At 69.3% G+C, this 24,605-nt stretch carries 21 protein-coding genes; 6 read left to right on the top strand and 15 right to left on the bottom strand.

Annotated features, from left to right (window positions below; translation table 11 throughout):
- Nucleotides 1-68: 68 nt before the first annotated feature.
- Both PIR02_08190 and PIR02_08185 read right to left on the bottom strand, forming a co-directional pair.
- On the bottom strand, nt 69-1,199 hold the full coding sequence (locus tag PIR02_08190) for a Gfo/Idh/MocA family oxidoreductase (protein ID WZH38645.1): 1,131 nt from the start codon (nt 1,197-1,199) through the stop codon (nt 69-71).
- Entirely contained in the window at nt 1,196-2,020 is an 825-nt protein-coding gene (locus PIR02_08185; protein ID WZH38644.1) for a sugar phosphate isomerase/epimerase, read from the bottom strand. Before PIR02_08185 ends, PIR02_08190 begins: the two co-directional genes overlap by 4 nt.
- A 113-nt stretch (nt 2,021-2,133) precedes the next feature.
- Here PIR02_08185 and PIR02_08180 point away from each other — a divergent pair, with 113 nt between their 5' ends.
- Nucleotides 2,134-2,757: a TetR/AcrR family transcriptional regulator gene (locus PIR02_08180; GenBank protein ID WZH38643.1), complete on the top strand. Its 624-nt coding sequence runs from the start codon at nt 2,134-2,136 to the stop codon at nt 2,755-2,757.
- Between the two features lie 141 nt (nt 2,758-2,898).
- Here the strand turns inward: PIR02_08180 and PIR02_08175 are convergent, their stop codons facing one another.
- Genes PIR02_08175 through PIR02_08155 form a run of 5 tightly spaced genes read right to left on the bottom strand, consistent with a single transcriptional unit; the run spans nt 2,899 to nt 8,152 of the window.
- Nucleotides 2,899-3,867 carry an alpha/beta hydrolase fold domain-containing protein gene (locus tag PIR02_08175; GenBank protein ID WZH38642.1) on the bottom strand — a complete coding sequence of 323 codons (969 nt, stop codon included), beginning with the start codon at nt 3,865-3,867 and terminating at the stop codon, nt 2,899-2,901.
- A complete protein-coding gene (locus PIR02_08170) occupies nt 3,864-5,066 on the bottom strand; it encodes a family 1 glycosylhydrolase (GenBank protein ID WZH38641.1) in 1,203 nt (400 codons plus the stop codon). Before PIR02_08170 ends, PIR02_08175 begins: the two co-directional genes overlap by 4 nt.
- Before the next feature lie 14 nt (nt 5,067-5,080).
- The gene (locus PIR02_08165; protein ID WZH38640.1) at nt 5,081-5,944 is read right to left on the bottom strand and encodes a carbohydrate ABC transporter permease; all 864 of its coding nucleotides are present in this window, start codon (nt 5,942-5,944) and stop codon (nt 5,081-5,083) included.
- A 1-nt stretch (nt 5,945) separates the two neighbouring features.
- Nucleotides 5,946-6,878: a sugar ABC transporter permease gene (locus PIR02_08160; protein WZH38639.1), complete on the bottom strand. Its 933-nt coding sequence runs from the start codon at nt 6,876-6,878 to the stop codon at nt 5,946-5,948.
- Nucleotides 6,875-8,152, bottom strand: coding sequence for a sugar ABC transporter substrate-binding protein (locus tag PIR02_08155; protein WZH38638.1), 1,278 nt, complete (start codon nt 8,150-8,152; stop codon nt 6,875-6,877). Before PIR02_08155 ends, PIR02_08160 begins: the two co-directional genes overlap by 4 nt.
- A 146-nt stretch (nt 8,153-8,298) precedes the next feature.
- On the opposite strand from PIR02_08155, the gene PIR02_08150 reads away from it, so the two are divergent.
- From PIR02_08150 to PIR02_08140, 3 genes are read left to right on the top strand one after another with little or no spacing between them, the layout of a single operon-like run.
- Nucleotides 8,299-9,375 carry a LacI family DNA-binding transcriptional regulator gene (locus tag PIR02_08150; GenBank protein WZH38637.1) on the top strand — a complete coding sequence of 359 codons (1,077 nt, stop codon included), beginning with the start codon at nt 8,299-8,301 and terminating at the stop codon, nt 9,373-9,375.
- A 44-nt stretch (nt 9,376-9,419) separates the two neighbouring features.
- The gene (locus PIR02_08145; protein WZH38636.1) at nt 9,420-11,237 is read left to right on the top strand and encodes a CocE/NonD family hydrolase; all 1,818 of its coding nucleotides are present in this window, start codon (nt 9,420-9,422) and stop codon (nt 11,235-11,237) included.
- A gap of 17 nt (nt 11,238-11,254) precedes the next feature.
- Nucleotides 11,255-12,382: an alpha/beta fold hydrolase gene (locus tag PIR02_08140; protein ID WZH38635.1), complete on the top strand. Its 1,128-nt coding sequence runs from the start codon at nt 11,255-11,257 to the stop codon at nt 12,380-12,382.
- Between the two features lie 140 nt (nt 12,383-12,522).
- Here PIR02_08140 and PIR02_08135 read toward each other — a convergent pair whose 3' ends face one another.
- From PIR02_08135 to PIR02_08110, 6 genes are all read right to left on the bottom strand, one after another.
- Nucleotides 12,523-13,791, bottom strand: coding sequence for an alpha-hydroxy acid oxidase (locus tag PIR02_08135; protein WZH38634.1), 1,269 nt, complete (start codon nt 13,789-13,791; stop codon nt 12,523-12,525).
- A gap of 65 nt (nt 13,792-13,856) precedes the next feature.
- Nucleotides 13,857-15,272, bottom strand: coding sequence for a rhamnulokinase (locus PIR02_08130; GenBank protein WZH38633.1), 1,416 nt, complete (start codon nt 15,270-15,272; stop codon nt 13,857-13,859).
- Nucleotides 15,269-17,329: a bifunctional aldolase/short-chain dehydrogenase gene (locus PIR02_08125; GenBank protein WZH38632.1), complete on the bottom strand. Its 2,061-nt coding sequence runs from the start codon at nt 17,327-17,329 to the stop codon at nt 15,269-15,271. Before PIR02_08125 ends, PIR02_08130 begins: the two co-directional genes overlap by 4 nt.
- 34 nt (nt 17,330-17,363) lie before the next feature.
- Nucleotides 17,364-18,683 (bottom strand): MFS transporter, encoded by a 1,320-nt coding sequence (locus PIR02_08120; protein ID WZH38631.1) that lies wholly within the window; start codon nt 18,681-18,683, stop codon nt 17,364-17,366.
- 2 nt (nt 18,684-18,685) lie between these two features.
- On the bottom strand, nt 18,686-19,852 hold the full coding sequence (rhaI, locus tag PIR02_08115) for an L-rhamnose isomerase (GenBank protein ID WZH38630.1): 1,167 nt from the start codon (nt 19,850-19,852) through the stop codon (nt 18,686-18,688).
- Nucleotides 19,849-20,283: an L-rhamnose mutarotase gene (locus tag PIR02_08110; protein ID WZH38629.1), complete on the bottom strand. Its 435-nt coding sequence runs from the start codon at nt 20,281-20,283 to the stop codon at nt 19,849-19,851. The genes rhaI and PIR02_08110 overlap by 4 nt, the downstream gene beginning before the upstream one ends.
- A gap of 82 nt (nt 20,284-20,365) precedes the next feature.
- Here PIR02_08110 and PIR02_08105 point away from each other — a divergent pair, with 82 nt between their 5' ends.
- Nucleotides 20,366-21,364, top strand: coding sequence for a LacI family DNA-binding transcriptional regulator (locus PIR02_08105; protein ID WZH38628.1), 999 nt, complete (start codon nt 20,366-20,368; stop codon nt 21,362-21,364).
- 216 nt (nt 21,365-21,580) lie between these two features.
- On the opposite strand, the gene PIR02_08100 is transcribed toward PIR02_08105, so the two are convergent.
- Complete coding sequence (locus PIR02_08100; GenBank protein ID WZH38627.1) at nt 21,581-23,053, bottom strand: MDR family MFS transporter; 1,473 nt, start codon at nt 23,051-23,053, stop codon at nt 21,581-21,583.
- A 72-nt stretch (nt 23,054-23,125) separates the two neighbouring features.
- On the opposite strand from PIR02_08100, the gene PIR02_08095 reads away from it, so the two are divergent.
- Nucleotides 23,126-23,770, top strand: a complete 645-nt coding sequence (locus tag PIR02_08095) for a helix-turn-helix domain containing protein (GenBank protein WZH38626.1) — start codon at nt 23,126-23,128, stop codon at nt 23,768-23,770.
- Here PIR02_08095 and PIR02_08090 read toward each other — a convergent pair.
- Nucleotides 23,754-24,599, bottom strand: coding sequence for a transglutaminase family protein (locus PIR02_08090; protein ID WZH38625.1), 846 nt, complete (start codon nt 24,597-24,599; stop codon nt 23,754-23,756). The two genes, PIR02_08095 and PIR02_08090, sit on opposite strands and share 17 nt — an antisense overlap.
- Between the last annotated feature and the right edge of the window lie 6 nt (nt 24,600-24,605).

The raw sequence follows: 24,605 nt of genomic DNA, 5'->3' as shown, positions 1-24,605 counted from the left end.
GCGGCATCGACGACGAACCCCGCTAGGCGGCACCGCATCGCGGAGCCGTCAGGCGGGGTTCGCGGGGATCAGATCGTGCGGGCGAAGGGGTCGAAGTCGCGCGGCACGACGGGCACGGGAGCCGCAAGCGTGCTCTCGACGGTCGTGAAGGCGGCGTTCTCGATCGATTCTTCGGCCGACAGCATGATGTCGAGCACGTGGTAGCCGAGCTCGCCGGTGGCGACGTGCGGTCGGTCCTCGGCGATCGCCCGGACCATGTCGAGCAGACCCAGGCCACGGCCGACGACCACGCCCTCCTGCTCGACGTCGATCCAGGGCTGGTCGAACCGGGCGCCGTCGCGCAGCACGCCGAGCGGCTTCACGTAGCGGGTCGGACCCTCGAAACGGTTGGGGTCGGGCAGCACGATCGTGCCCTCGGTTCCGTGGATCTCGAGCACTCCGTGACGCTCGAGCGCCGAGTCGAAGCTGAACTGCCCCTGCGCCTGCTGGCCGCCCTCGAACGCCGCGAGCAGCTGCACGGTGGTGGGCACCTCGACGTCGAAGAACGTGCCCTCGTCGGGACCGGCGTGGATCTCGCGCTGCGCCTGCGGCTTCGCCCCGAGAGCCGCGACCCGGTCCACCGGACCGAGCAGGCTCACGAGAGCCGTCAGGTAGTACGGGCCCATGTCGAGCAGGGGACCGGCACCGCGCGCGAAGAGGAACTGCGGTCCCGGATGCCAGAGGTCGGGCCCCTGCGTCTGGAACGAGGCCTGCGCGAACACCGGCTGGCCGATCACGCCGTCGAGGACCGCGCGCTTGGCGGACTGGAAGCCGGGGCCGAGCACGGTGTCGGGCGCGGAGCCGATGCGCAGGCCCGCGGCCTCGGCGTCGCGCAGGAGCTGCGCGGTGCCGGCGCGGTCGAGGCCGAGCGGCTTCTCGGTCCAGACGTGCTTGCCCGCGGCGATCGCGGCGGAGGAGACCTCGACGTGCACGGCGGGGATCGTGAGGTTCACGACCACCTGCACGTCGGGGTCGGCGAGTACGGCGTCGGCGGTGCCCCACGAGGCGACGCCGTACTTCTCGGCCTTCACGCGAGCGCGTTCGGGGTCGATGTCGCCGACGGCGAGCACACTCACGTCGGGGAACGACGTGAGGTTCTCGAGGTAGGTGTCGCTGATGACGCCGGCACCGATGATGCCGACCCCCACGGGGGCGCTCACGCGGCGAGACCCTTCTCGAGCAGGAACGCGTAGCTGGCGGCGATGTCGTCGAAGACGTCGCCCGGGGCCTGGTCGTACTCGATGACCGCGTACTTCACGGCGACGGCACGGTGCATGGCCTCGACGAGGGGCACCTGGCCCTCACCCGGGCGACGCTGGTCGAGCTGACGCGTGGCGCTACGGTCGGCGTCGGGGGCGAAGGGGTTCGGCACGGGGACGATGCCGTCCTTGACGTGCACGGCCACCAGGCGCGACCCGAGTCGCTCGACGAGAGCCGGCACGTCCTGGCCGCCGGTCAGCGCCCAGAAGAGGTCGAGCTCGATGGCGACGCGCTCGTCGGTCAGCGACACGAAGTGCTCGAAGCCGCTCGTGCCGTCGACGTCGATGAGGAACTCCTGCGCGTGGTTGTGGTAACCGACGTTGAGTCCGAAGGTGGCGGCGACATCGGCGGCCTTGTTCAGACGCTCGGCGATGTCGGCGATGCCGTCCGCGGTCACCCAGCGGGCGGGGTCGACGAAGGGATCGATCACGGTCGAGATGCCGATCTCGGCGGCGGCCTCGAAGACGACCTCGGGGGCGGGCGTGGGAATCGAGCCGTCCGGTGTCCACAGCTCGTCCGAGAGCAGCGGGGCGTGCCCGGTGGGCGAGGCGAGGCCACTGGCATCCAGGGCCGCCCGGATCTCGGCGGGGCGGCGGACGAAGTCGAACGCCTCGACGTTGCGCAGACCGATCGCCGCGAGGCGGTCGAGCGATCCGCCCGGGTCAGCGGTGAATTCGGCGGCCAGCGTGTAGAGCTGGACGGAGGGGATAGGGAGCGACATCGGACCTTTCCTTGCTCGTCGTCGAGGGCACCGCGGGTGGGCGCCGAGGGCATTGCCGGAACGCTATCACAAAACCGACCACTGGACGCTTTTCCCTCCCCTACACTGACGGGGTGACCACCGACGACGAGGCCGAGGATGCCGCCAACGAGGACGACGAGCGCCTCGGACGCTCCGGCGCGTACACGAAAGGCGTCGCTCGGCGGCAGGAGATCCTCGATCGCGCGATCGGCGTCTTCGCCGAACGCGGTGCCGAAGGCGCGTCGCTCAGGAGCATCGCGCGCGCCCTCGGCGTCTCTCACGCCGCGCTCCTGCACTACTTCGACTCGCGTGAGCAGCTGCTCGTCGCCGTCTACGACCACGCGGCCAGGTCGACGCCCGCCGCCCCTGATGCGACCGCCCTGTCGTCGCTGACCGACTCGGCCGCGAACAACACCTCGGTCCCGGGCCTCGTCGAGCTCTACACGACCCTCGTCGCGGCCTCGCTCAAGGCCGACAGTGCCACCGCTCGCGAGTACTTCACCGACCGTTTCGCCCGTTTGCGCGAAGAGCTCGCCGACCGTCTCCGTGCCGAGCAGGCCGACGGCCGCGTCCGTGCCGACTGCGACCCCGATCAGGTCGCCGCGCTGCTCATCGCGGCCTCCGACGGCCTGCAGGTCCAGTGGCTTCTGGAGCCCTCGATCCCCCTCGCCGACGTGCTCGGGGCCCTCGGCGGGCTGCTGGCGCCGCCGCGCTGAGCGTCGTAGACGCGTCCGACCCTCGCCACCGCAGCGGGGAAGCGCGAGCGCCTCGATGATTTCGCCGCGAGTTCCGAGTCGGCTCGCCAGGCAGATGCGGAAGCAGCCGGCGCATGGCTCAGCCGAGCCTGCGCAAGGCGTTCACGAGTAGGCACGGAGAAGGTGACGCGCAGAGGTACGTCCCCAGTCGCGGGCGGCGGCGGAAACGGCGGTCTGTGCGGCCGACCCATGGACATGCCCTGCACCGACGACGACGTTCACCGGAACACTTGCCTCTGAAAGCCGAGCAGCGAAGCGCACGCCGGCGTCGCGGAGAGGGTCATGCTCAGCGACCATGACCAGCGTCCGAGGAAGGCCCGACAGGTCAGCGACGTCGAGTGGTGCGATGTACTCGTCGGCGGGACCGTGCGGGCCGACGTACATTCCGATGAGTCGGTCGAGCCCGTCGAGACCGAACCCGGTCGCGTACTTTTCCGCTGAGGCGCCCATTGGCTCCATTGCGACGACGGGCACGTCGAGGGCGAGATGGACGAGCTGCGGCGTGTCCGGTCCTCGAAGACGGAGGGCGGTGCTGGCAGCGATCGCCGCGCCGGCTGAGGCTCCCCCGATGCCCAGCCGAGAAAGGTCAACGCCGAACTCCGCTGGAGCAGCCGCGAGGGCATCCACCGCGGCGAGAGCATCGAGCACGGGCGCGGGATACGGGTGCTCCGGCGCGAGTCGGTAGTCGAGAGAAAGCACTTGCATGCCGACATCGGATGCTCGCCGCGCGCAGAGCCGGTCGTTGATCAGTTCGTCGACGGAGCCGCCGACGAAGCCCCCACCGTGCAGCCACAGCTGGGTCGGAAGCGGACCGGGAGACGCGGACGGCCGATAGCGCCGCAGCCGCACCACCCCCTCCGGACCGTCCACGGTCACGTCATCGACGACGATGCCCTCCGGGGAAGGAAGGGTGCAGTCGGCTGCGACGAGGTCGGAGAGCCGACGACCGGCCTCGCGTTGTGTCCGCAGGTCGGTACTGTCGAGGCCGGGAACGTCGGGAGCGGTCTCCTCGAGCAGGGAGAGCCAGTGGCGGATGCCCGGTTCGAGATCCAGGTCTGCAAGCGTGGTCATCGCGAGAACTCCCCTCCCTCGCCGACGGGCGCGTCCGGATGACCGAGAACTCCCGACTGTGCGACACGACCGAGCCATCGACCGCTGGGCTTGATGGAGCGCTCGAAGGTGCGCGAGTCCCACTCGATGAGTCCGAACGTCGGTCGGTACGACCCCCATTCGTAGTTGTCGAGCGCGGACCAATGGAGATACCCGCGCACGTCCACCCCGTCCGCTATCGCCTCGTGCAGGCCGACGAGCGCTTCGTGGGTGTAGTCGATCCGGCGGCGGTCGTCTGCGGTCGCGATGCCGTTCTCGGTCACGAGTATCGGGGTGCCTCCGGTCACCGCCGCCGTGTGGCGCGCCGCGATCCCGAGAGCCTGCGGGAAGTACTCCCAGCCGGTCAGCGTCTTTTCCACGTCCTCGCGGACGGGCACCGGCCCTTCCTTTCCGACGAAGGTCCGCAGATACGCCTGCACGCCGACGAAGTCGTCTTCGCGCGCCGCTTCCAAGAACACGTCCTCGCGGGGATGCCGATACGCGACCATCTCTTCCTCGCACCCGGGCACGGCGTGATAGGCCTGATTCGCGACGGACCACCCCGTCGCTCCCGCCAACGGCTGCAGGATTTCTCTCGCTCGACGATGCGCGGCGATGAGGGCCTCCGTCGCGCAGACGCTCGGCGCCGCGGTGATCCCCGACGAAACGGCCTCTCGGATGCCGAGAAGTGCGGCGACCATGTTCGGCTCGTTGATCGTGACGACCCAGGGCACGTCGTGGAGTAATGGCGCCACCGTCTCCACGTATCGGGCGAAGGCATCGACTGCGCCCGCCGCAGACCAGCCGCCCTGCTTGGCGAACCAGCGCGGGTTGGTGAAGTGGTGGAGCGTGACCACCGGCACCAGCCCCGCCTGGATCGTGGTGTCCACCATCCGTCGGTAGTGCTGGAGCATCGCCCGTGAGAAGTAGCCCTGCTCCGGCTCGATCCGCGCCCATTCGAAACTGAAGCGGTACGCGCCGAGGCCGAGCTCGCCGAGCAGCGCGATGTCCTGCGGATAGCGGTGAAAGCTGTCCGCTGCGTCACCGCTCGGCTCCGCGATCGCCTCCTCCCCCGTGTGCTCGAGCTCCCACCAGTCCGAGTTGACGTTGTTGCCTTCGACCTGGTGCGCCGCGGTGGAGGCACCCCACAGGAAGGAGGAGGGGAAGTGGCGTTCAGACATGCGTGGCCTTTCGATCATTTGATGGCCGACCCGATGATGCTCTGCGTGAAGTACTTCTGAAGGGCGATGAAGAGCAGGACGACCGGGGCGATGACGAGGACGGAACCGGCGAGGAGCAGACCGTAGTCGGTGGCCTGGCTGCCGACGGAGAAGAGCGACAGAGCGATGGGCAGCGTGTAGGTCGACTGCCCCTGGGCGGCGACGAGCGGCCAGAGGAAGTTGTTCCACGAGGTGAGGAAAGTGAGGATCGCCAGTGTCGCGAGGGCGGGTCCACTGAGGGGGAGAACGATACGTACGAAGATCCTCAGCTCCCCCGCCCCGTCGATCCGGGCCGCTTCGAGAAGCGAGTCCGGCAGACTTCCGATGAACTGCCGCATCAGGAAGACCCCGAGCGGGGAGGCGAGGAACGGCAGGAACAGCGCCGCGTAGGTGTTCAGGAGACCGAGCTTGCTCACGACGACGAACATCGGAATGAAGGTGACGACGGCGGGGATCATCAGGGTCACGAGGACCAGGGCGAACACCAGACCGCGCCCCCGAAAGCGCATCTTCGCGAGCGCGTAACCCGCCATCGAGCAGAACAGCAGATTGCCGAGGACGGTCACGAGAGCCACCACGAGGGTGTTCATGAAGTACCGGCCGATATCGAGCGGACCAAGCCACTGCAGGTAGTTCTCCCACGTGAAGTGCCGAGGGAGCCACGCCGTGGGGTCCCCGAGAATATCGCCCTGCGTCTTGAACGAACTGAGCACCATCCACACGAGTGGCAGGAGGGTGACGGCGAGGCCGATCGACAGAACGATCAGGACCAGAGCTCGGCTCGCGTTCTGCCGGGTTCGCCGCGAGGTCTTCCGCGGCGCAGTATCGGACGGTGTCATCTCAGTCCTTCGCTCGAAGGGCGCGGAACTGCACCAGGTTGACGAGCGCGATCACCACGAAGAGCACGTAGCTCGCGGCGGCGGCGAGCCCGTACTGGCCGAATCCGAACTGGTTGTAGGTGAAGTAGGTGAGGGACAGTGTCGAGTCGAGAGGCCCGCCGTTCGTCATGACGAACGCTTCCTCGAAGAACTGCAGGAAGCCCACCGTGAGCAGCACGCTGCCGAGCAGCAGGGTGGGGCGCATCATCGGAAGGGTGATGCTCCGGAACCGGCGCCACCCCCCGGCGCCGTCGAGCATCCCCGCCTCGTAGATCTCGGCCGGGATCGATTGGAGACCGGCCAGGAAGATGATCATCAGTGTGCCGACGTTGCGCCATGTCGTCATCACGATGAGAGCCGGCATCGCCCATGTGGTGCTGTTCAACCAGTCCGGCCCCTCGATGCCGATGAGTGAGAGCACTCCGTTCAACGGTCCGTCCGCTTGGAGGATGAACCGCCAGCCGGTGGCCACCGCGACGATACTGGTGACGACCGGCACATAGAAGCCGACGCGGAACAGCACCCGCACACGCCCGATTCCGGAGTTGAGGGCGACCGCCAACGCCATCGCGATCGCCATGCAGAGCGGGATGCCGACGAGGACGAAGTATGCGGTGTTTCCGGCGGCGTGCAAGAACTGCGCGTTCCCGAGCACTGCCGCGTACTGGGCGAAGCCCACAAAGCCGACCCCGAACGGCGCCTGCACATCGGTCGCCCGAAAGTCGGTGAACGACATCGCGAAGGAGGAAATGAGGGGCAACAGTGTGAACACCGCGAAGACGATGAGAAAAGGCGCCACGAAAAGCCACGGCACCAAAGCCGCCCTGTGCGCAACGGGGCGAGGGCGGGCCCGCGGAGCACGCGTGCCCACCCCCGCCAGATCAGCTCGACTCATCGACCCATCCCGGCCGTGTCCGCAGCCGACTGCAGTTGCCGAAGCGCGTCCTCCGGCGACACACCCCCGCGCACCATCGACTCCAGCGCCTTGTCACCTGCCGCGCTCACCTGGGTCCACGTGGTCAACGCGGGCGGCGACTTGGCGTCGTCCAGCTGCTCCTTGAACACCTGCAGCCGCGCGTCCGTGCCCAGCGTCCCCGTCGACCACGCGGACTCCTGCGCGGGCAGGTCACCGCTCATCGTGTAGAAGTCCGCCTGCACCTCCGGCCGATTCAGGTACTGGACCAGCTTCCACGCCGCGTCGGCGTTCGGCGCGTCCTTGAACACGACGAGATCGGAACCGCCGACGAACGACGTCGCCGACTTCTCGGTCGGAAGCGGTGCCACACCGATCTTGCTGTCGAAGTCGCTTCCGCCCGCTTCGTTGAACAGGCTGATGGCGATCGGGGAGGTGACGAGCATCGGAGCCGTGCCGTCGACGAAGCCGGAGACGACGCCGCCCACCGCGGTGTTCGGATTGCGGTCGGCGATGCCGTCCTCGAAGTACGAGTTCACGTACGCCATCCCGTTCACCATTTCGGGCGTGTCGAGCGTCCACTTCGACTCGTCCGCATCCGTCAGCGAGGCGCCGCTCGACCACAGGAACGGAAGGATGCCCTGGAAATCGTCGGCGGTGGCACCGGTCGGCAGCTGTATCCCGTAGGTGGCTCCCGCCTTGCTCTGCAGCGCCGCTGCCATATCCTTCAGCTCTGTCCAGGTGCGAGGCGGGGTGGCGTATCCCGCCTTCTCGGCCAGATCGGTGCGGTAGAAGAGCGCCCGTACGTCGACGTACCACGGAACCCCCACGGTCTTGCCCGCCACCGTCGCCGCGGACGTGGCCGAGTCGAAGATGCCGCTGGTATCGACGGCGGCGGGCACCTCGGCGAACGCGTTCGCGAAGTCCGCCATCCAGGTGGTGCCCATCTGCGCGAGGTCGGGCGTGGAGCCCCCGGCGATCGCTGTTTGATACTTCTGGTGAGCGGACGCCCATGGGATCGCTGTGATGTTCACCGTGACGTCTGGATTCTCGTCCTCGAAGCCTTTGACAACGGTTCCCAGCAGATCGGCTTCGGTTCCCTGAGCCCACAGCTCAATCGTGCCCGTCGCCGGCCCATCGCTCAGCGTCGCGGGGGTGGTGTCGGCCCCGGGTCGCGAGTCCCTTGAGCACCCCGAGACCGTCACGCCGACGGCCAGCATGATCCCGACCACAAGGGCCGCTCGCTTGTTGAGCATCTGTTCTTCCTCTCGAACGCCTTCGTTCATGCCCCCGTATCGAGGCTTGCGGCGCCCAATGTACGCGCGTACATTTGTTTTACGCAAGCAGCGTCCATCCGGATGCTGCGTGTCGTCATAACCGAGATCGAGAAGGAGATGCGTCTATGGGGTCAGCACCGACGGTGTACGACGTGGCCGCTGCCGCAGGGGTCTCGACGGCAACGGTGTCACGGTACTTCCGGGACCCCGAGAAGGTCTCCGCATCGACGCGGGAGGCAATCGCCCAGACCGTGCAGTCGCTCGGGTATGTCCCGAGCGGGCTCGCGCGCGGGCTCGCCGAACGACAGACGGGCTCGATCGGGCTGTACTCCTTCGGCGGCCATGAGGACGACGAGTACCTGCGCGCCTCACGCCCGTCTGGTTCCGAGGTGGAGGTGGTCGATGAGCGTTCCGAGCGCGTGCGCCTGTATCCCCTGTTCGCCGATGAAGTGCTCCGTGGCGTCGAGCTGGAGTGCACGGTGCGCAAGACCCCCCTCACCGTCGGCTGGCAGTCGCTCGACGCAGGCGGGATAGCGCTCGATGATCTCGCTCGCCGCGTGGACGGGGTGATCCTTCTCCCCCACGTCATGTCCGACGAAATGCTGCAGCTCCTCGCACGGACGAAGCCCATGGTGATGGTCTCCGAGGCCGCCCGCGCGGGCCTCCAGGTCGGGAGCGTCACGGTCGACAACCGCGCCGGGATGCGAGCACTCGTCTCTCACCTCATCACGGTTCACGGACACCGCCGCCTCGAGTTCGTCGGGCGGCCGACCGTGGCCTTGGACTACCGCGAGCGGCGGCTCGGGTTCGAAGATGCTCTCCGCGACGCCGGTCTGCCGATCCCCGAGATCACCCGGGTGTCCGCCAGCGGCCGTACGGGAACCCGTGACGCGTTCGTCGAGGAGGCACGAGACAAGCCCCTCCCCGACGCCTTCGTCTGCGTCAGCGACCAGACGGCTCTGGGGGTGATGGAGGCCTTGCATCCGCTGGGCCTCCGGGCACCCGATGACGTCGCCGTGACCGGCTTCGACGGCATCCTCGCGGGACGCCTCACCACTCCCAGCCTGACGACCGTCCGCCAGCCGATGGAAGAGCTCGGCCGAACCGCGGTCGACCTCCTCACCGAGCAGATCTCGGGCGGCGAGGCCCGACACATCACCCTCCCTGTTCACCTCGCCCTGCGCAGCAGCTGCGGCTGTTGAGGGGCGTCACCTCCACCACATTCGATCGACAAAGGAGTCGACTCATGCACGAACCCCGGAAGACAGCCCGCCTCGTCGCCGCCACGGTGGCGGCATCGTTCCTCCTAGGAGGTGTCGTACCGGCCGCTCACGCCGACGCCGGCTTCACGACACAGGCCCTCTTCTTCGACACCGGAGTCGCCTCGGGGTCAGACCCCTCCTGCCGCATCGAAGGCGACCTCTATCTGCCATCGGACGCGAGCGCCTCGCACCCTGTGCCCGCGATCATGGCGACGAACGGATGGGGCGGGTCCAAGGCGGATCTCGCCGGGATCGGCAAGGCCTTCGCGGTTCGCGGGTACGCCTTCCTGGCGTACTCGGGCTTGGGCTGGGGAGGATCGTCGTGCACCGTGAGCGTGAACGACCCGGAGATCGACGGACGCGCGGCCAGCCGGTTGGTCGACTACCTCGGAGGCGACGGCGGCATCGCCTACCTGGACTCGGCTCTCACAACCGCGGCCCCTCCCCTGCAGACCATCGTGCGCGATGCGCAGGACCACGACGGCACCGCGCGCCCGAACGACCCGCGAGTGGGAATGGTCGGGATCTCCTACGGCGCCGGGACGGAGTTCGCCGCCGCCAGTGTGGATCACCGGATCGACACGATCGTGCCCATGGCAACGTGGAACGACCTCGCCTACTCCCTCGCGCCGAACGGCACCTCGACCACGTCGGGTGTGTCGTCCTCGACCCCGGGCGCCGGGAAGACCGTGTGGGCAGCGAGTCTTCTCGCCTTTGCCGCGGGAAGCAGCCTGTCCCGGCCGATCAACCCGACGACGGTGTCCACCTGCCCAGGACTCGCGCAGTTCTTCTGCGACTCGGTGGTGACCGGGCTCATCACCGGCGCTCCCACCGCTTCACAGATCGACGCGGCACGCGCGCACTCGGTGTCTTCGTATGTCAGCGAGATCACCGTCCCGGTCCTGCTCGGGCAGGGGCAGAACGACACCCTCTTCGACCTCAACGAGGCGATCGCGACGTATACGGCCCTGAAGGCCCAGGGCACTCCGGTCAGCATGATCTGGCACGAGTTCGGGCACGACGGCGACGCGGGAGTGACCGGGGAGTTCACCGGTTCTGCCCCAGACTTCGACAACGAGTACCTCTCCGCGCGGATCCTCACCTGGTTCGATCGGTACCTGAAGGACCTGCCTGTCTCGACGGGCCCGGAGTTCGCCTACTTCCGCGATTGGATCGGCTACTCCGGGTCGGCGGCCCCCGCGTACGCTTCCACCTCGTCGTACCCCGTCGAGGCCACGCGGTCGTACATGCTGTCCGGCACCGGCGCACTCACCGCCGACAGCGGCGCAGTCACGGCAGACCGGCAGTCGTTTCTGACCGCACCCGGGGGCGTGCCGACCTCTATCGACCCCGTTCACGCTTTCGGCAGTGTCAGTGCGGTTCTCCCCGAAGACCTCGACCTGCCGGGGACGACCGCACGGTGGACCTCGGCCCCGCTCGGCGCCCCGCTCGATGTCGTCGGCTCTCCGACGCTGAAGCTGAAGGTCGATGCCCCGACTGCGGCGCTGACCCAAAGCAGCGGCGACACCGGCAAACTCGTCCTGTTCGTCAAACTCGAAGACGTCGATGCCTCCGGCTCAGCCACCCTGATACACAAACTCGTGGCTCCCGTGCGCATCCCCGATGTCGGCTCCCCGTTCACCGTGACCCTCCCCGCCATCGCCCACCGCTTTGCCACTGACCATCGGCTCCGGATCGTGGTCGCGGGCGGGTCATCGAACTTCCGAGGGAACAGCGCAGTCGTCCCCGTCTCCATCGCGGGTGGTGTCGACCAGGTCCTCACCCTGCCCGTGACGAACTGACGGGGGAGCGAATCACCATGACGTTTGACGAGTTGCGGGCGGACGCCGAACGGGCCATGGACGAGGTACGGCGCAGGATCGCTCAGACCCGGTTTCCCGATCCGATCGAAGATCACTACGGAGTCTCCTCCGCCGACGTGCGCGCCGTCCTCGCCGCATGGTCGCGACTCGACTGGCGGGGCACGCTCGAGCAATGGGCGTCGGCCGAGAACGCCGTCGTGGACACGGGCCTCGGCGGCCTCCACGTCCTGCGGCGCCGACCCGCGCAGGCGCGGGGGACGATCGTGCTGCTGCACGGGTGGCCGAGCTCTTTCGCGGAGATGGACGTTCTCGCGCGCGAACTCGCTTCCCCCCGCGCAGCCGGTCGTGAACCCTTCGATGTCCTCGTGCCGTCGCTGCCCGGCTTCGGCCTGTCCTCGCGGCGCCCGGCGCCGGGGCCGAATCACACGCAGACCGCGGATGCGCTGGCCGAGGCGATCCGCGCCCTCACGCCCCAACCGATCTGGGTACACGCGTACGACATCGCCGCGGGCACGGCTGTTCGTCTCGCCCAGCGTCACCCCGACCTCGTGCGGGGATACCACACGACCGAACCGGGCCTGCCGCAGCTGCCGATCGACGCTCGGCTGCGCAGTCGCGAGGAAGTCACCTATCTCGAGAAGGCCGCAGCGTGGGATGCGGTGGAGTCCGGCTACATGGCCATCCAGTCCACCCGGCCGACGACTCTCGCCTACGGGCTGCAGGACTCCCCCGTCGGCCTGGCCGCCTGGATGCTCGACAAGTGGCGTTCCTGGTCGGAGTCACCGGGCCGCCAATGGCGATCGGAAGGCCCGCTCTTCCACGTCTTCCTCGAAACGCTGATGTTGTACTGGGCGACGGGCACCGTCGGAAGTGCGAACCGGGTCTACTACCGGCAGGATGTCGAGCCCGACCCCTTCACCGCGGAGGATCGCGTCACGCAACCCGTGTCGGTCACCCTCGGCGGGCAGGAGATCGAACGTGCCCCGCGGGCCATGGCAGAGCGCCTGTTCACCGACATCGTCCACTGGAACGACCTCGGGATCGGAGGACACTTCATCGCGGCCGAGATGCCGGAACTCGTCGCGGACTCGCTCCGCCGCTTCATCACCACACAGCGCGTGTGACGTCGGCTGGACATCACCGACACCTTCGTCCGCCCGTCGACGAGCCTTCCGGGGTGGCCCGCGTCGGAGGCGTCGACCCGGTCCTCACCCTGCCCGTGGCGGTGTGAGGACCGACGCTCGCCACCCCGGTCCTCAGCGAGCTATGCGCGAGCGGGGGCCTCGTCGCCGACGCCCTGACCCGCGACCGGCACCAGCCGCGTGAGCTGCGTCACGTGCCGCGGCTCGAGCTCATCCAGCGACGAGACCCCGAGCAGCGTCATCGTGCGCTCGATCTCGCTGCGCAGGATCGCGATCGTGCGGTCGACGCCCTCGCGCCCGCCGGCCATCAGGCCGTAGAGGTACGCGCGGCCGATGAGGGTGAACTTCGCCCCGAGAGCGATGGATGCCACGATGTCGGCGCCGTTCATGATGCCGGTGTCGACCATGACCGTGGCATCCTTGCCCACCTCGCGCACGACGTGCGGGAGCAGGCGGAAGGGGATCGGGGCGCGGTCGAGCTGACGCCCGCCGTGGTTCGAGAGCACGATGCCGTCGACGCCGAGGTCGACCAGGCGCGCGGCATCCTGCACGTTCTGGACGCCCTTCACGACGAGCTTGCCCGGCCACATGCTCCGGATGATGTCGAGGTCGTCGTAGCTGATCGTGGGGTCCATCGCCGCGTTCAGCAGCTCGCCGACGGTGCCGCCGGTCGTGCTGAGCGAGGCGAACTCGAGCTTGGGCGTGGTGAGGAAGTCGATCCACCACCAGGGGCGCGGGATCGCATTGACGATCGTGCCGACCGTCAGCTGCGGGGGGATCGAGAAACCGTTGCGCTTGTCACGGAGGCGGGCACCGGCGATCGGCGTGTCGACGGTGAACTGCAGGGTGTCGAACCCGGCCGCAACTGCCCGTTCGACGAGACCGTACGAGATCTCGCGCTGCTTCATCACGTACAGCTGGAACCAGTTGCGTCCGACGGGGTTGGCCGCCTTCACGCCCTCGATCGAGGTCGTTCCCAGCGTCGACAGCGTGAACGGGATGCCGGCGGCCGCCGCCGCAGACGCCCCCGCGGTCTCTCCCTCGGTCTGCATGAGGCGCGTGAAGCCGGTGGGCGCGATGCCGAACGGCAGCGCCGAGGGGCCGCCGAGGATCTCGCACGAGGTGTCGACCTCGTTGGCCGGCCGCAGGATGTCGGGGTGGAACTCGACGTCCTCGAACGCACGACGCGCACGGTCGAGCGACAGCTCGCCCTCGGCGGCGCCGTCGGTGTAGTCGAAGGCCGCCTTGGGCGTGCGCCGCTTCGCGATCGCACGGAGGTCTCCGATCGTCAGCGCCGCGTCGAGGCGGCGCTTACGGGCGTCGAGCTCGGGCTTCTTGAACTGCATGAGCTCGAGGAGCTCGCCGACTTTGGGGAGCTGTCGCTGCACCATGGGTGTCTCGCTTTCGTGTGGTCTGACCACATACTAGGGCCTTCCGGGTCGAGCCCGGACCGGATTCAAGAACGGGGAGCGAACCGCTGGGAGGGAAACGCGGCACCGACCCGCTCCCGCAGGTCCTCCAGAGTCGCGTCGGGGCCGAAACAGCCGAGGGCACGGGCCTGGACGAGCACGTTCCCGAGCGCGGTCGCCTCCACCGGCCCCGCGAGCACGGGCACGCCGCTGCGGTCGGCCGTCGCCTGACACAGCAGGGCGTTGAGCGCCCCACCGCCGACGAGGTGGACGACGTCGATCTCACGATCGGCGAGGATCCCCGCGGTGCGCAGGGTCGAGGCGAAGGCCTCGGCAATGCTCTCGACGATCACCCGCGCGAACGCCGACCGTCCGTCGACGCTCGGTTCCGGCATCCCGAGCAGGGCCGCGATACGCGTCGGCATGTCCCCGGGAGCGGCGAGCGAGGGGTCGTCCGCGTCGAAGAGCCGCGTCGGTGCCGGCTGTCCGGCGGCGGCGGCCAGCAGCGCCGGCAGGTCGATCGGGGCGCCGTCGCGCTCCGACCACGCCCGCACGGTTTCGCTCAGCAGCCAGAGGCCCGTGACGTTGTGCAGGAATCGCACACGGCCGTCGACGCCGCCCTCATTCGTGAAGTTCGCCTGGCGGGCGGCATCCGTCACGATCGGCTCGTCGAGCTCGAGCCCGACGAGCCCCCACGTGCCACAGGAGATGTACGCGGCGTTCGGCGTCGCCAGCGGAACGGCCACGATCGCCGACGCCGTGTCGTGGGAACCGACGGCGATGACCGGTCGCGCCCCCAGCTCGGCCGGGGTGATCCCGATCGTCTCGCCCGGATCGACGAGCGGCGGAAGCACGCGCGACGGGATGCCGAGGGCCTCAGCGAGCGCGAGATCCCACTCCCCCGTGTGCACGTCGACGAGCCCCGTGGTCGAGGCATTCGTGCGCTCGGCGACGCGGCGCCCCGCGAGCCGCTCGGCCAGGAGGTCGGGGATGAGCAGGCTCGCCTCCGCCTCAGCCACCCGCGGATCGGCGGCGTACTGGTACAGCGTGTTGAACGGGAGGAACTGCAGACCGTTGCGGCGGTACAGCTCCTCGAACGGCACGGTTGCGTGAACGGCGTCGACGCCGCGGGCGGTCCGCTCGTCGCGGTAGTGGAACGGCTCGGCGAGCAGCCCGTCCGGCTCAAGAAGGCCGTAGTCCACGGCCCACGAGTCGATGCCGACGCTCTCGATGCGCGGCTCACGACGCAGCGCCTCGTCGAGCCCGGCACGCACGTGACGCCACAGCGCCTCGATGTCCCAGTGCCAGCCGTCGGCGCGCTCGACGGGTCCGTTGGGAAAGCGCGCGACCTGCTCGAGCTCGAGCACCCCGTCGCCGACCCGGCCGACCATCACTCGCCCGCTCGTGGCGCCGAGGTCGACGGCCGCGACGGCACGGATGCCGCGCGACTCGTCCTGACTCATCGCAGGAACGCCGCGGCGACGCCCGAGTCGACGGGGATGTGCAGACCCGTCGTGCGCGAGAGCTCGGGACCGGTGAGCACGTACACCGCGTCGGCGACGTTCTCGGGCACGACCTCGCGCTTGAGGATCGTGCGGTTGGCGTAGAACTGCCCGAGGTCCTTCTCGTCGACGCCGTAGGTCGCCGCGCGGTTGGCGCCCCACCCGGCGGCGAAGATGCCCGAGCCGCGCACGACGCCGTCGGGGTTGATGCCGTTCACGCGCACGCCGTGCTCGCCGAGCTCGACCGCGAGCAGACGCACCTGGTGCGCCTGGTCGGCCTTCGTCGCCGAGTACGCGATGTTGTTCGGCCCCGCGAAGACCGAGTTCTTCGACGAGATGTAGATGACGTCGCCGCCCATCCCCTGCGCGATGAGCGCTTTCGCGGCCGCCTTCGACACGAGGAACGAGCCCTTCGCCATGACGTCGTGCTGCAGGTCCCAGTCCTTCTCGGTGGTCTCGAGCAGCGGCTTCGAGAGCGAGAGCCCGGCATTGTTGACGACCAGGTCGATGCCGCCGAAGGCGAGGACCGTGGCGTCGATCGCGGCCTGCACGCCCTCGGCATCCGCGACGTTCGCCGCGACGCCGATCGCGACGTCGGTCGAGCCGAGCTCGGCGGCGACTGCCTGGGCCTTCTCGAGGTCGAGGTCGGCCACGACGACGCATGCGCCTTCGGCGGCGAGACGGGTCGCGATGGCCTTGCCGATCCCGGATGCCGCTCCCGTGACGAACGCGATCCGGCCCTGGTGCGTCTTGGGCTTCGGCATGCGCTGGAGCTTGGCCTCTTCGAGCGCCCAATACTCGATGCGGAACTTCTCGGCATCCGAGATCGGCGCGTAGGCCGAGAGGGCCTCGGCGCCGCGCATGACGTTGATCGCGTTGACGTAGAACTCCCCCGCCACGCGCGCGGTCTGCTTGTTCGCGCCGTACGAGAACATGCCCACGCCCGGGACGAGGACGATGAGCGGGTCGGCGCCGCGGATCGCCGGGCTGCCGGCATCCGCGTGCGCGTCGTAGTAGGCCTGGTAGTCCTCGCGGTAGGCGACGTGCAGCTCCTTCAGGCGCGCGGTCGCCTCGTCGACCGACGCGTCGGCCGGCAGGTCGAGGATCAGCGGCTTGACCTTCGTGCGCAGGAAGTGATCGGGGCAGCTCGTGCCGAGCGCGGCGAGGGCGGGAGCCTTCTCCGACGCCAAGAAATCGAGCACGACGTCGGCATCGGTGAAGTGGCCGACCATCGGCTTGTCCGTCGAGGCGAGGCCGCGGATCGTCGGGGCGAGGGCCGCCGCCTTGGCCCGGCGCTCGGCCTCGGGCAGGGCCGCGAAGCCGTCGCGGACACCACCAAACGGTTCGGCCGCGCCGTGTGCATCGATGTACGCCTGCGCGGTGTCGATGATCCACAGGCTGTTGCGCTCGGCCTCCTCGGAGGTGTCGCCCCACGCCGTGATGCCGTGGCCGCCGAGGATCGTGCCGATCGCCTGCGGGTTCTCCGCCTTGATCGCCGCGATGTCGAGGCCCAGCTGGAAGCCGGGGCGGCGCCAGGGTACCCACACGACCCTGTCGCCGAAGATCTCGGTCGTCAGCTTCTCGCCGTCGGCCGCGGTCGCGATCGCGATACCGGCATCGGGGTGCAGGTGGTCGACGTGGGCGGCATCCACGAGTCCGTGCATCGCGGTGTCGATGGAGGGGGCCGCCCCGCCCTTGCCGTGCAGGCAGTAGTCGAACGCGGCGACCATCTCGTCCTCGCGCTCGATGCCGGGGTACACGTCGACGAGGGCCCGCATGCGGTCCAGGCGCAGCACCGCCAGGCCCTTCTCGGTGAGGGTGCCGAGGTCGCCGCCCGAGCCCTTGACCCACAGCAGCTCGACCGGCTCGCCGGTCACGGGGTCGATGGCGGTGCCCTTGGCGGAGGTGTTCCCGCCGGCGTAGTTGGTGACCTTCGGGTCGGAGCCGAGGCGGTTGCTGCGCGCGACGAGGTCGGCGGCAGTGTGCGCAGAAGTGTCGGCGGAGGGGGAGCTGGTCATGAGAGGCGTCCTTCTGGGAGAGCCGGGAGAGGGGTCAGAGGTTCGGGGGAAGAGGCGTCGACACCGGCACGTCGGCGCCGTAGCGCTCGCGCTCGATCTCGTCGAGCGACTTGCCCTCGGTCTTCGGCGCCCAGATGGTGCCGATGAGCAGGGCCGCCGCGAGCAACGCCAGGATGATCAGCCCGAGCACGGCCAGCCCCGTCTGGGCGAGCAGGATCGGGAAGACGAGGCTGAGCAGGCCGACCATCACACGGGCGAGCATGAACAACACGCCCTGCGCGCTCGCGCGGTAGCGGGTGGCGAACAGCTCGGCGGTCCACAGGCCGTAGAACGCCTGCGCGCCGAGACCGGCCGACACACCCCACGCGACGGCGAAGAACAGCAGCGAGCCGAGGCCGGGAGGAGCGTAGATGAGCACGGCCCACGCCACGACGCCGAGCGCCGCGCCGCCGAAGTAGAGCCAGCGGCGCTTCACCCGGTCGCCGTAGCGCATGAAGCCGAAGTACGTGGCGGCGGCCGTGAGCGTCCAGACGAGCACCTGCAGGAGGTTCTGCTGCACGGGGTCGTGCAGACCCGAGGCGTCGTAGACACGCGGCTGGAAGATGCCGGCCTGCCCCGCGACGGTGTTCCACAGGCCGTAGACGCCGAGCAGGAACAGCAGGGCCGTCCAGTTCTTGCGTTCGCGCAAGAGCCCGGCGAGACCGCTGAAGAACGAGATCCGCTCCCCGGCGCTCGTCGCCGCTTCACGTTGCTCCTTCCAGCGCCGCGACTCCGGCAGGCCCCGGCGCACCCACCAGGTGATGGCCGCGATGACGAAGAGGTGGAGGAAGATGAGCCGCGATCCCCACAGCCCGAGGGGCGCGACGACCACCGCGAGCAGGAATCCGACGGCCGGTCCGATCGACCACGCCAACTGGGCCGTGCCGACATGGGCCGCGCGATGCTCGCTCGGTGCTTCCTCGGCGATGTAGGTCCAGGATGCCGGCACCCCGGCGCCCACGGCGATGCCCATGAGGATGACGCCCGCGAGGAGCATCCCGACGTTCGCCGAGAAGGTGACCAGCAGGGCACCGACCATGAACACGATGAGGTCGTACGTGTAGATGAACTTGCGCCCGAGGCGGTCGCAGAGTGGACCGCCGATCGCGGCGCCGATGGCCGAGCCGAAGGCGTTGGCCGACAGGGCCGCGATGACCCCGACGACACCGTCGTCGAAGCCGAACGACTCCTGCCAGAGGGTGAGGCTCGTGGCGAGCGCGATGATGGCCCCGGCCTCGATGTAGTTCGACATGGCCACGGCGATCGTGGCCTTCCATGCCGACAACGGACGCTTGGTGGTGGTGGTCGTCGCCATGGTCAGGCTCCCCAGCCCGCCTGCGTCCCCCCGACGCGCTCTTCGGCGATGCGCGGAAGATATCCGGACGCCGCGAACGCGGCCATCGGGTCGGCGGGAAGGCCGCGCGAGGCACGCCACTCGGCGAGCGCGGGACGCACGTCGGTGTAGAAGGCGTCCATGAGCACGGCGTTGGCGCCGAGCACGTCGTTCGCCTGCTGCGCGGCATCCAGCGCCTCGCGGTCGATGAGGAGCGCGCGCGCCGTCATCTCCTGGACGTTGAGCACCGAGCGGATCTGGCCGGGGATCTTGTCCTCGATGTTGTGGCACTGGTCGAGCATGAAGGCCACGTCGGGGTTGTTCAGGCCCCCGCCGCGCACGACCTCGGTGAGGATGCGGAACAGCTGGAACGGGTCGGCCGCCCCGACGATCAGGTCGTCGTCGGCGTAGAAGCGCGAGTTGAAGTCGAAGGAACCGAGCTTTCCGAGGCGCAGGAGCTGCATGACGATGAACTCGATGTTCGTGCCGGGCGCGTGGTGACCCGTGTCGAGGCAGACCATCGCCTTGTCGCCGAGCGAGGCCACCTGCGCGTACGACGTCCCCCAGTCGGGAACGTCGGTGTGGTAGAACGACGGCTCGAAGAACTTGTACTCCAGCACGAGACGCTGGTCGTCGCCGAGGCGCGCGTAGATCTGCTGCAGCGAGTCCTGCAGGCGATCCTGGCGCCCGCGCATGTCGTTCTGTCCGGGGTAGTTCGAGCCCTCGGCGAGCCAGATCTTGAGGTCGCGCGAGCCCGTGGCATCCATCACGTCGATGCAGGCGAGGTGGTGGTCGATGGCCTTGCGGCGGATGCGCTCGTCGTGGTGCGTGAGGGCGCCGAACTTGTAGTCCTCGTCCTGAAAGGTGTTGGAGTTGATCGTGCCGAGGGTCACGCCGAGGTCTTCGGCGTGCCGTCGGAGGGCACCGAAGTCGTCGACGAGGTCCCACGGGATGTGCAGGGCGACACTCGGGGCCAGGGCGGTCAGACGGTTGACCTCGGCGGCATCCGCGATCTTCTCGAACGGGTCGCGCGGGGTCCCGGCGGTGGGGAACACGCGGAAACGCGTGCCGGAGTTGCCGAAGGCCCAGGAGGGCAGCTCGATGGCCTGGGCTTCGAGGGTCGAGAGGATCTCGGGAGACAGCGTCGTCATGAGCGGGTGCTTTCGGTCGGGGCGGATGCCGTGGTCTCGGTGCTCGCGGGGTGCGTGCTCGCGGGGTGCGTGCTCGCGGTGTCGTCGACATCGGCGAGCTGATCGGCGAGGTGGAACACCTCGGTGAGGGGGATCGCGGCCTGGTCGGGGCGGCCCTCGAGGTCGAGGAAGAAGGGGGCCATGTCGGCTTCCCACGCGGCGGCGATCGGCGATGCCGCGAGGTAGGCCTGGGCTGCGGCGTCGTCGTCGGTCTCGTAGTAGCCGATGAGCCGGCCGCCCTCGCCGAGGAACAGGGAGTAGTTGCGGCGTCCGGCGGCGGCGATCTCGGCGAGCATGTCGGCGCGGACCGGCGTGTGCCGGGCGACGTACTCGTCGGTGAGCTCGGGCCGGATCCGGAGTTCGAAACAGACGCGCGTGGTCTGGGCGGACATGAGAGCTCTCTCCTTTGAGAATGAATCGTTTCACCGCACGATAGCACAGCGATCGGACGCCCTGCGATATCGTCGACGGATCATGGCGGTGAAGATCAAAGACGTCGCAGCGCACGCCGGCGTCTCGGTGGGAACCGTCTCGAACGTGCTGAACGGCCGCGACACGGTCTCGGCCGGCGTCGCCGAGAGAGTCCGGTCCGCGATCGCCGCCCTGGGATACGTGCGCAACGATGCAGCCCGTCAGTTACGCGCGGGTCGCAGCCGCTCGATCGCCCTGATCGTCCTCGATGTCGGCAACCCGTTCTTCGCCGCGGTGGCGCGCGGTGCCGAGGCCCGGGCCGCCGCCGACGGGTACATCGTGCTGCTCGGATCGAGCGGGGCCGACGGCGATCACGAGCGCCTCTACCTCGATCAGTTCGTCGAGCAACGGGTCGCCGGTGTGCTGCTCACGCCCGCCGACGCCGACGGTGACGTGGTCGAGCGTCTGGCGACGGCCGGCATCCCGGTCGTCCTCGTCGACGAACAGACCACCGGCGACGGCGTCTGCGCCGTGTCGGTCGACGACGTCGAGGGCGGGTATCTCGCCGTCGCGCACCTGCTCGCCCAGGGCCGCCGTCGCATCTCGTTCGTCGCCGGACCCCTCTCGACCCGCCAGGTCGCGAACCGCCTCGCGGGAGCCCGCCGCGCCGTCGCCGAGGTCGCGGGTGCCGAGCTCGAGATCATCGAGACGGATGCCATGACCGTGCTGGCGGGCCGCGCCGCCGGGGAGAGCCTGCGCGAACGCCCCGACCGCCCCGACGCCGTCTTCGCCGCCAACGACCTCCTCGCGGTCGGCGTGCTGCAGGCGCTGACGATGCTCGGCGACATCCGCGTCCCCGACGACATCGCCCTCGTCGGCTACGACGACATCGACTTCGCCGCCGCGACCGTCGTGCCGCTCACGTCTGTGCGCCAGCCCGCCGAGGCACTGGGGTCGACCGCTGTCGATCTGCTTCTGCGTCAGCTCGACGGCAGGCTCGACCCCGGCGAGCGCCGGGTGCGGTTCCGACCGGAGCTGATCGTGCGGGCGTCGAGCGGGTAGCCCCCCACCTGGCTCTCTCGCGCGAGCGCGGCGGCGCGCGACAGCGGCGAGACCGCGCCGTCGCGCGCCGCGGGTCGACGGGAGGAGGTTCCGGCAGCGGAGGACGAATCGGGGCCGAAACATCCTCCGCGCCCCGAATCCGCTCCCCTTGCCGGCCGGCCGCGCCGCGCCGCCACCACCAGGTCGCCCACGCCCCACCACTCGCGCACGCAGGAGTCAGTGCGCCGGCATGCCCTCCGCGCCCTCGACCTGCTTCGGCGTCCGCACGAACGCCGCGAGCACGATCACCGCGAGCGAGAGGCATGCCGCGACGAAGAACGCGGAATGGATGCCACTGGCCGTGGCATCCACGACCGATGCGCCGTCGTTCGCCACGGAGGCCGCCGCCCCCACGGTCATGAGCGTCACGAACACCGCGGTGCCTGCGGCTCCCGCCAGCTGCTGCACGGTGGAGACGATCGCGGAGCCGTGCGGGTACAGCTCACGCGGCAGCGAGCCGAGCGCCGAGGTCATCAGCGGGGTGAACATGAACGCCAGCCCCAGGCTCAGCACGCAGTGCACCGCGATGACGAAGCCGATCGGGGTGTCGGCCGACAGCGTCGCGAAACCCCAGAGCGCGATGCTCGCGACGATCGCCCCTGGCAGCACGAGCGGGCGCGCGCCGAAGCGGTCGAAGAGGTTTCCGACGAGCGGGGCCATGAGCCCCATCAGCAGACCACCCGGCAGCAGCATGAGGCCGGTGGGGAGCGTGCCGAGACCGAGGACGTTCTGCAGGTACAGCGGCAGCAGGATCAGCACGCCGAACAGCGTCGTCATCGCCACGACGACCAGGATCACCGCGACGGTGAACGACGCGTGCCGGAAGACACCGAGGTTCAGCAGAACGCGATCGGTGGATCCGAGGCGGAGCTGGCGCACGATGAACGCCGCGAGCGCGAGGGCGCCCAGGGCCAGCGGCATCCAGACCGGCACGATCTCGTGCCCACCGGCCGCCTCACCGATGCTCGACAGCCCGAAGATGAGGCCGCCGAACGCCAGGGCCGAGAGCACGACCGACACGAGGTCGAGGGTCACGCGACGCGTCTCGGTGAGGTTCTGCACCCAGCGGGCGCCGAGGGCGATGGCGATCAGCGCGATCGGGATCATGACGATGAACATCGCGCGCCACGGGAAGACCGACAGGATCAGGCCCGACACGGTGGGACCGATGGCCGGGGCGACCGAGATCACGATCGAGATGAGGCCCATCATGCGCCCGCGGCGGTGCGCCGGGACGACGTTCAGCACCGTCGTGAACAGCAGCGGGATCATGATCGCGGTCCCCGACGCCTGCACGATGCGCCCCACCAGCAGCACCCCGAAACCGGGGGCGAGGGCGGCGATCACCGTTCCGAGGGTGAACAGCCCCATGGCCGTGAAGAACAGGGTCCGGAGCGGGAAACGCTGGATGAGGAAACCCGTGGTGGGGATCACGACCGCCATCGTCAGCAGGAACGCGGTCGTGAGCCACTGCGCCGAGGCGGCGGTGATGTCGAGCTCGCGCATGAGCTCGGGCAGAGCGACGCCCATGATCGTCTCGTTCAGGATGACGACGAACGCGGCGATGACGAGCAGGGCGATGACCGCGCCCGGACGTACGGCGGGCCTGCCCGGCGGGGCAGCGGTGGGAACGGTTCCGGTGGAGACCATGGGAGACCAATCTAAGCAGGGTGAGACAAGTTGGCAGCTACTGCCAATACGACATGGACTACTGTATCGGATATGAGCACCCCGGCAGCCCCCGTCGAGGGTCTGCGCGACCGTCGCCGCCGCGAGACAGCGGTCGAGATCTGCGCCGCCGCCCTCGATCTCTTCGAGCAGAAGGGCGTCGGCGGCACCACCGTCGATGAGATCGCCGCGCGAGCCGGTGTCTCCCCCCGCACGTTCTTCCGCCTCGCGGGCACGAAAGAAGAAGCCGTCTTCGTCGACGACGGCCGCTTCGCCGATGCCCTCGCCGGCACCGACGACCTCGGCGCCGACAGCGCGGCCCTGCTTTCCACCCTCCGCGACGTCTTCGCGCGCGAACTGCAACTCCTGGATGCCGATGCTCAAGCGCGCGAGCGGTTCTTGCGCGTGCGTCGGCTCATCGCGCACGAACCCGCTCTGCTCGGTGCGGCGGTCCGGCGCGAGGTCATGTCGGCCGATCGCTTCGTCCCGGAGATCTCCGAACGCGTCGGACTGCCCGAGCTCGACGTGCGCACCGCCCTCGGCCTCGCCGGCCTCGAGATGCGCACGACCCTCGACGAATGGGCGCGCCGCTACGACGCCGGGGAGACGGCCACCCTCCTCGACCTGCACCGCGAGGTGCAGGCGCGGGTCGCCGGGGCCGTCCACCCCTGGAGCGGTGAGATCACGTCTCGCGCGTGATCGTCACCTTCACCTTGAGCTGGCTCTTACCGGGTCCGGCGTACACACCGCGCAGCGGCGGCACGTCGTTGTAGTCGCGACCGCGGCCGACGAGCACGTGGCGGTCGCCGATCTCGATGTTGTTCGTCGGATCGAAGCCCTGCCAGTCGCCGGCGAACCACTCGACCCAGGCATGCGACTCCCCCGTCACGGCCTCCCCCACCTCGGCGGAAGGCTTCGGGTGCAGGTAGCCCGAGATGTAGCGAGCCGGGATGCCGACCTCGCGCAAGGCCCCGATCGCGATGTGGGCGATGTCCTGGCAGACGCCCTTGCGCGCCTCCCAGGCATCGACCGCAGTCGAGTGCACGCCGGTCACGCCCTGCATGTACTCGATCGCGTCGCCGACCGCCTCGGCGATGGCGTGCGCCGCTGGTCCCGGGCGGTCGTGCTGCGCCGCGATCGACCGGGCGAGCTCGACGACCTCGGGGTGCGGGGTCGTGCGGCGCGTCTGCGTGAGCTGCTCGACGGTGGCGATCGAGCCCGCCGCCTCGACGGCGAGCTGCTCCCACGTGATGTCGGCGTGCTCGATCGGACGAGGGCGCACCTCCACCAGCGAGCGGGCCGTGATCGTGAGCGCCGCGTGGGGCGAGAGCACGTCGAAGGCCGCGACGCGGGTGCCGAAGTAGTCGACGTACTGGTTCACCGACGTCGACGGCTCGATGTCGAGCGACGAGCTCAGCACGAACTGGCTGTCGGTGGAGTGCGGCAGCATCCGCGCCTCGTTGTACGACGCCGAGACGTCTCCCGGGTAGGCGAAGCCGGTCTGGTGTTCGATGCGCAGACGCTTCATCGCGCG

The sequence above is a fragment of the Microbacterium enclense genome (assembly GCA_038182865.1).
GTDB classification, from domain to species: Bacteria; Actinomycetota; Actinomycetes; order Actinomycetales; family Microbacteriaceae; genus Microbacterium; species Microbacterium enclense_B.
This window is presented reverse-complemented; position numbering and strand designations above follow the sequence as displayed.

What these genes read in the sequence shown, in the direction of transcription:
- PIR02_08185 (WZH38644.1), bottom strand. Translation starts at nt 2,020, where the DNA reads ATGTCGCTCCCTATCCCCTCCGTCCAGCTCTACACGCTGGCCGCCGAA.
- PIR02_08175 (WZH38642.1), bottom strand. Translation starts at nt 3,867, where the DNA reads ATGACCACGCTTGCAGACCTGGATCTCGAACCGGGCATCCGCCACTGG.
- PIR02_08170 (WZH38641.1), bottom strand. Translation starts at nt 5,066, where the DNA reads ATGTCTGAACGCCACTTCCCCTCCTCCTTCCTGTGGGGTGCCTCCACC.
- PIR02_08165 (WZH38640.1), bottom strand. Translation starts at nt 5,944, where the DNA reads ATGACACCGTCCGATACTGCGCCGCGGAAGACCTCGCGGCGAACCCGG.
- PIR02_08160 (WZH38639.1), bottom strand. Translation starts at nt 6,878, where the DNA reads ATGAGTCGAGCTGATCTGGCGGGGGTGGGCACGCGTGCTCCGCGGGCC.
- PIR02_08155 (WZH38638.1), bottom strand. Translation starts at nt 8,152, where the DNA reads ATGCTCAACAAGCGAGCGGCCCTTGTGGTCGGGATCATGCTGGCCGTC.
- PIR02_08150 (WZH38637.1), top strand. Translation starts at nt 8,299, where the DNA reads ATGGGGTCAGCACCGACGGTGTACGACGTGGCCGCTGCCGCAGGGGTC.
- PIR02_08145 (WZH38636.1), top strand. Translation starts at nt 9,420, where the DNA reads ATGCACGAACCCCGGAAGACAGCCCGCCTCGTCGCCGCCACGGTGGCG.
- PIR02_08140 (WZH38635.1), top strand. Translation starts at nt 11,255, where the DNA reads ATGACGTTTGACGAGTTGCGGGCGGACGCCGAACGGGCCATGGACGAG.
- PIR02_08135 (WZH38634.1), bottom strand. Translation starts at nt 13,791, where the DNA reads ATGGTGCAGCGACAGCTCCCCAAAGTCGGCGAGCTCCTCGAGCTCATG.
- PIR02_08130 (WZH38633.1), bottom strand. Translation starts at nt 15,272, where the DNA reads ATGAGTCAGGACGAGTCGCGCGGCATCCGTGCCGTCGCGGCCGTCGAC.
- PIR02_08125 (WZH38632.1), bottom strand. Translation starts at nt 17,329, where the DNA reads ATGACCAGCTCCCCCTCCGCCGACACTTCTGCGCACACTGCCGCCGAC.
- PIR02_08120 (WZH38631.1), bottom strand. Translation starts at nt 18,683, where the DNA reads ATGGCGACGACCACCACCACCAAGCGTCCGTTGTCGGCATGGAAGGCC.
- rhaI (WZH38630.1), bottom strand. Translation starts at nt 19,852, where the DNA reads ATGACGACGCTGTCTCCCGAGATCCTCTCGACCCTCGAAGCCCAGGCC.
- PIR02_08110 (WZH38629.1), bottom strand. Translation starts at nt 20,283, where the DNA reads ATGTCCGCCCAGACCACGCGCGTCTGTTTCGAACTCCGGATCCGGCCC.
- PIR02_08105 (WZH38628.1), top strand. Translation starts at nt 20,366, where the DNA reads ATGGCGGTGAAGATCAAAGACGTCGCAGCGCACGCCGGCGTCTCGGTG.
- PIR02_08100 (WZH38627.1), bottom strand. Translation starts at nt 23,053, where the DNA reads ATGGTCTCCACCGGAACCGTTCCCACCGCTGCCCCGCCGGGCAGGCCC.
- PIR02_08095 (WZH38626.1), top strand. Translation starts at nt 23,126, where the DNA reads ATGAGCACCCCGGCAGCCCCCGTCGAGGGTCTGCGCGACCGTCGCCGC.
- PIR02_08090 (WZH38625.1), bottom strand. Translation starts at nt 24,599, where the DNA reads ATGAAGCGTCTGCGCATCGAACACCAGACCGGCTTCGCCTACCCGGGA.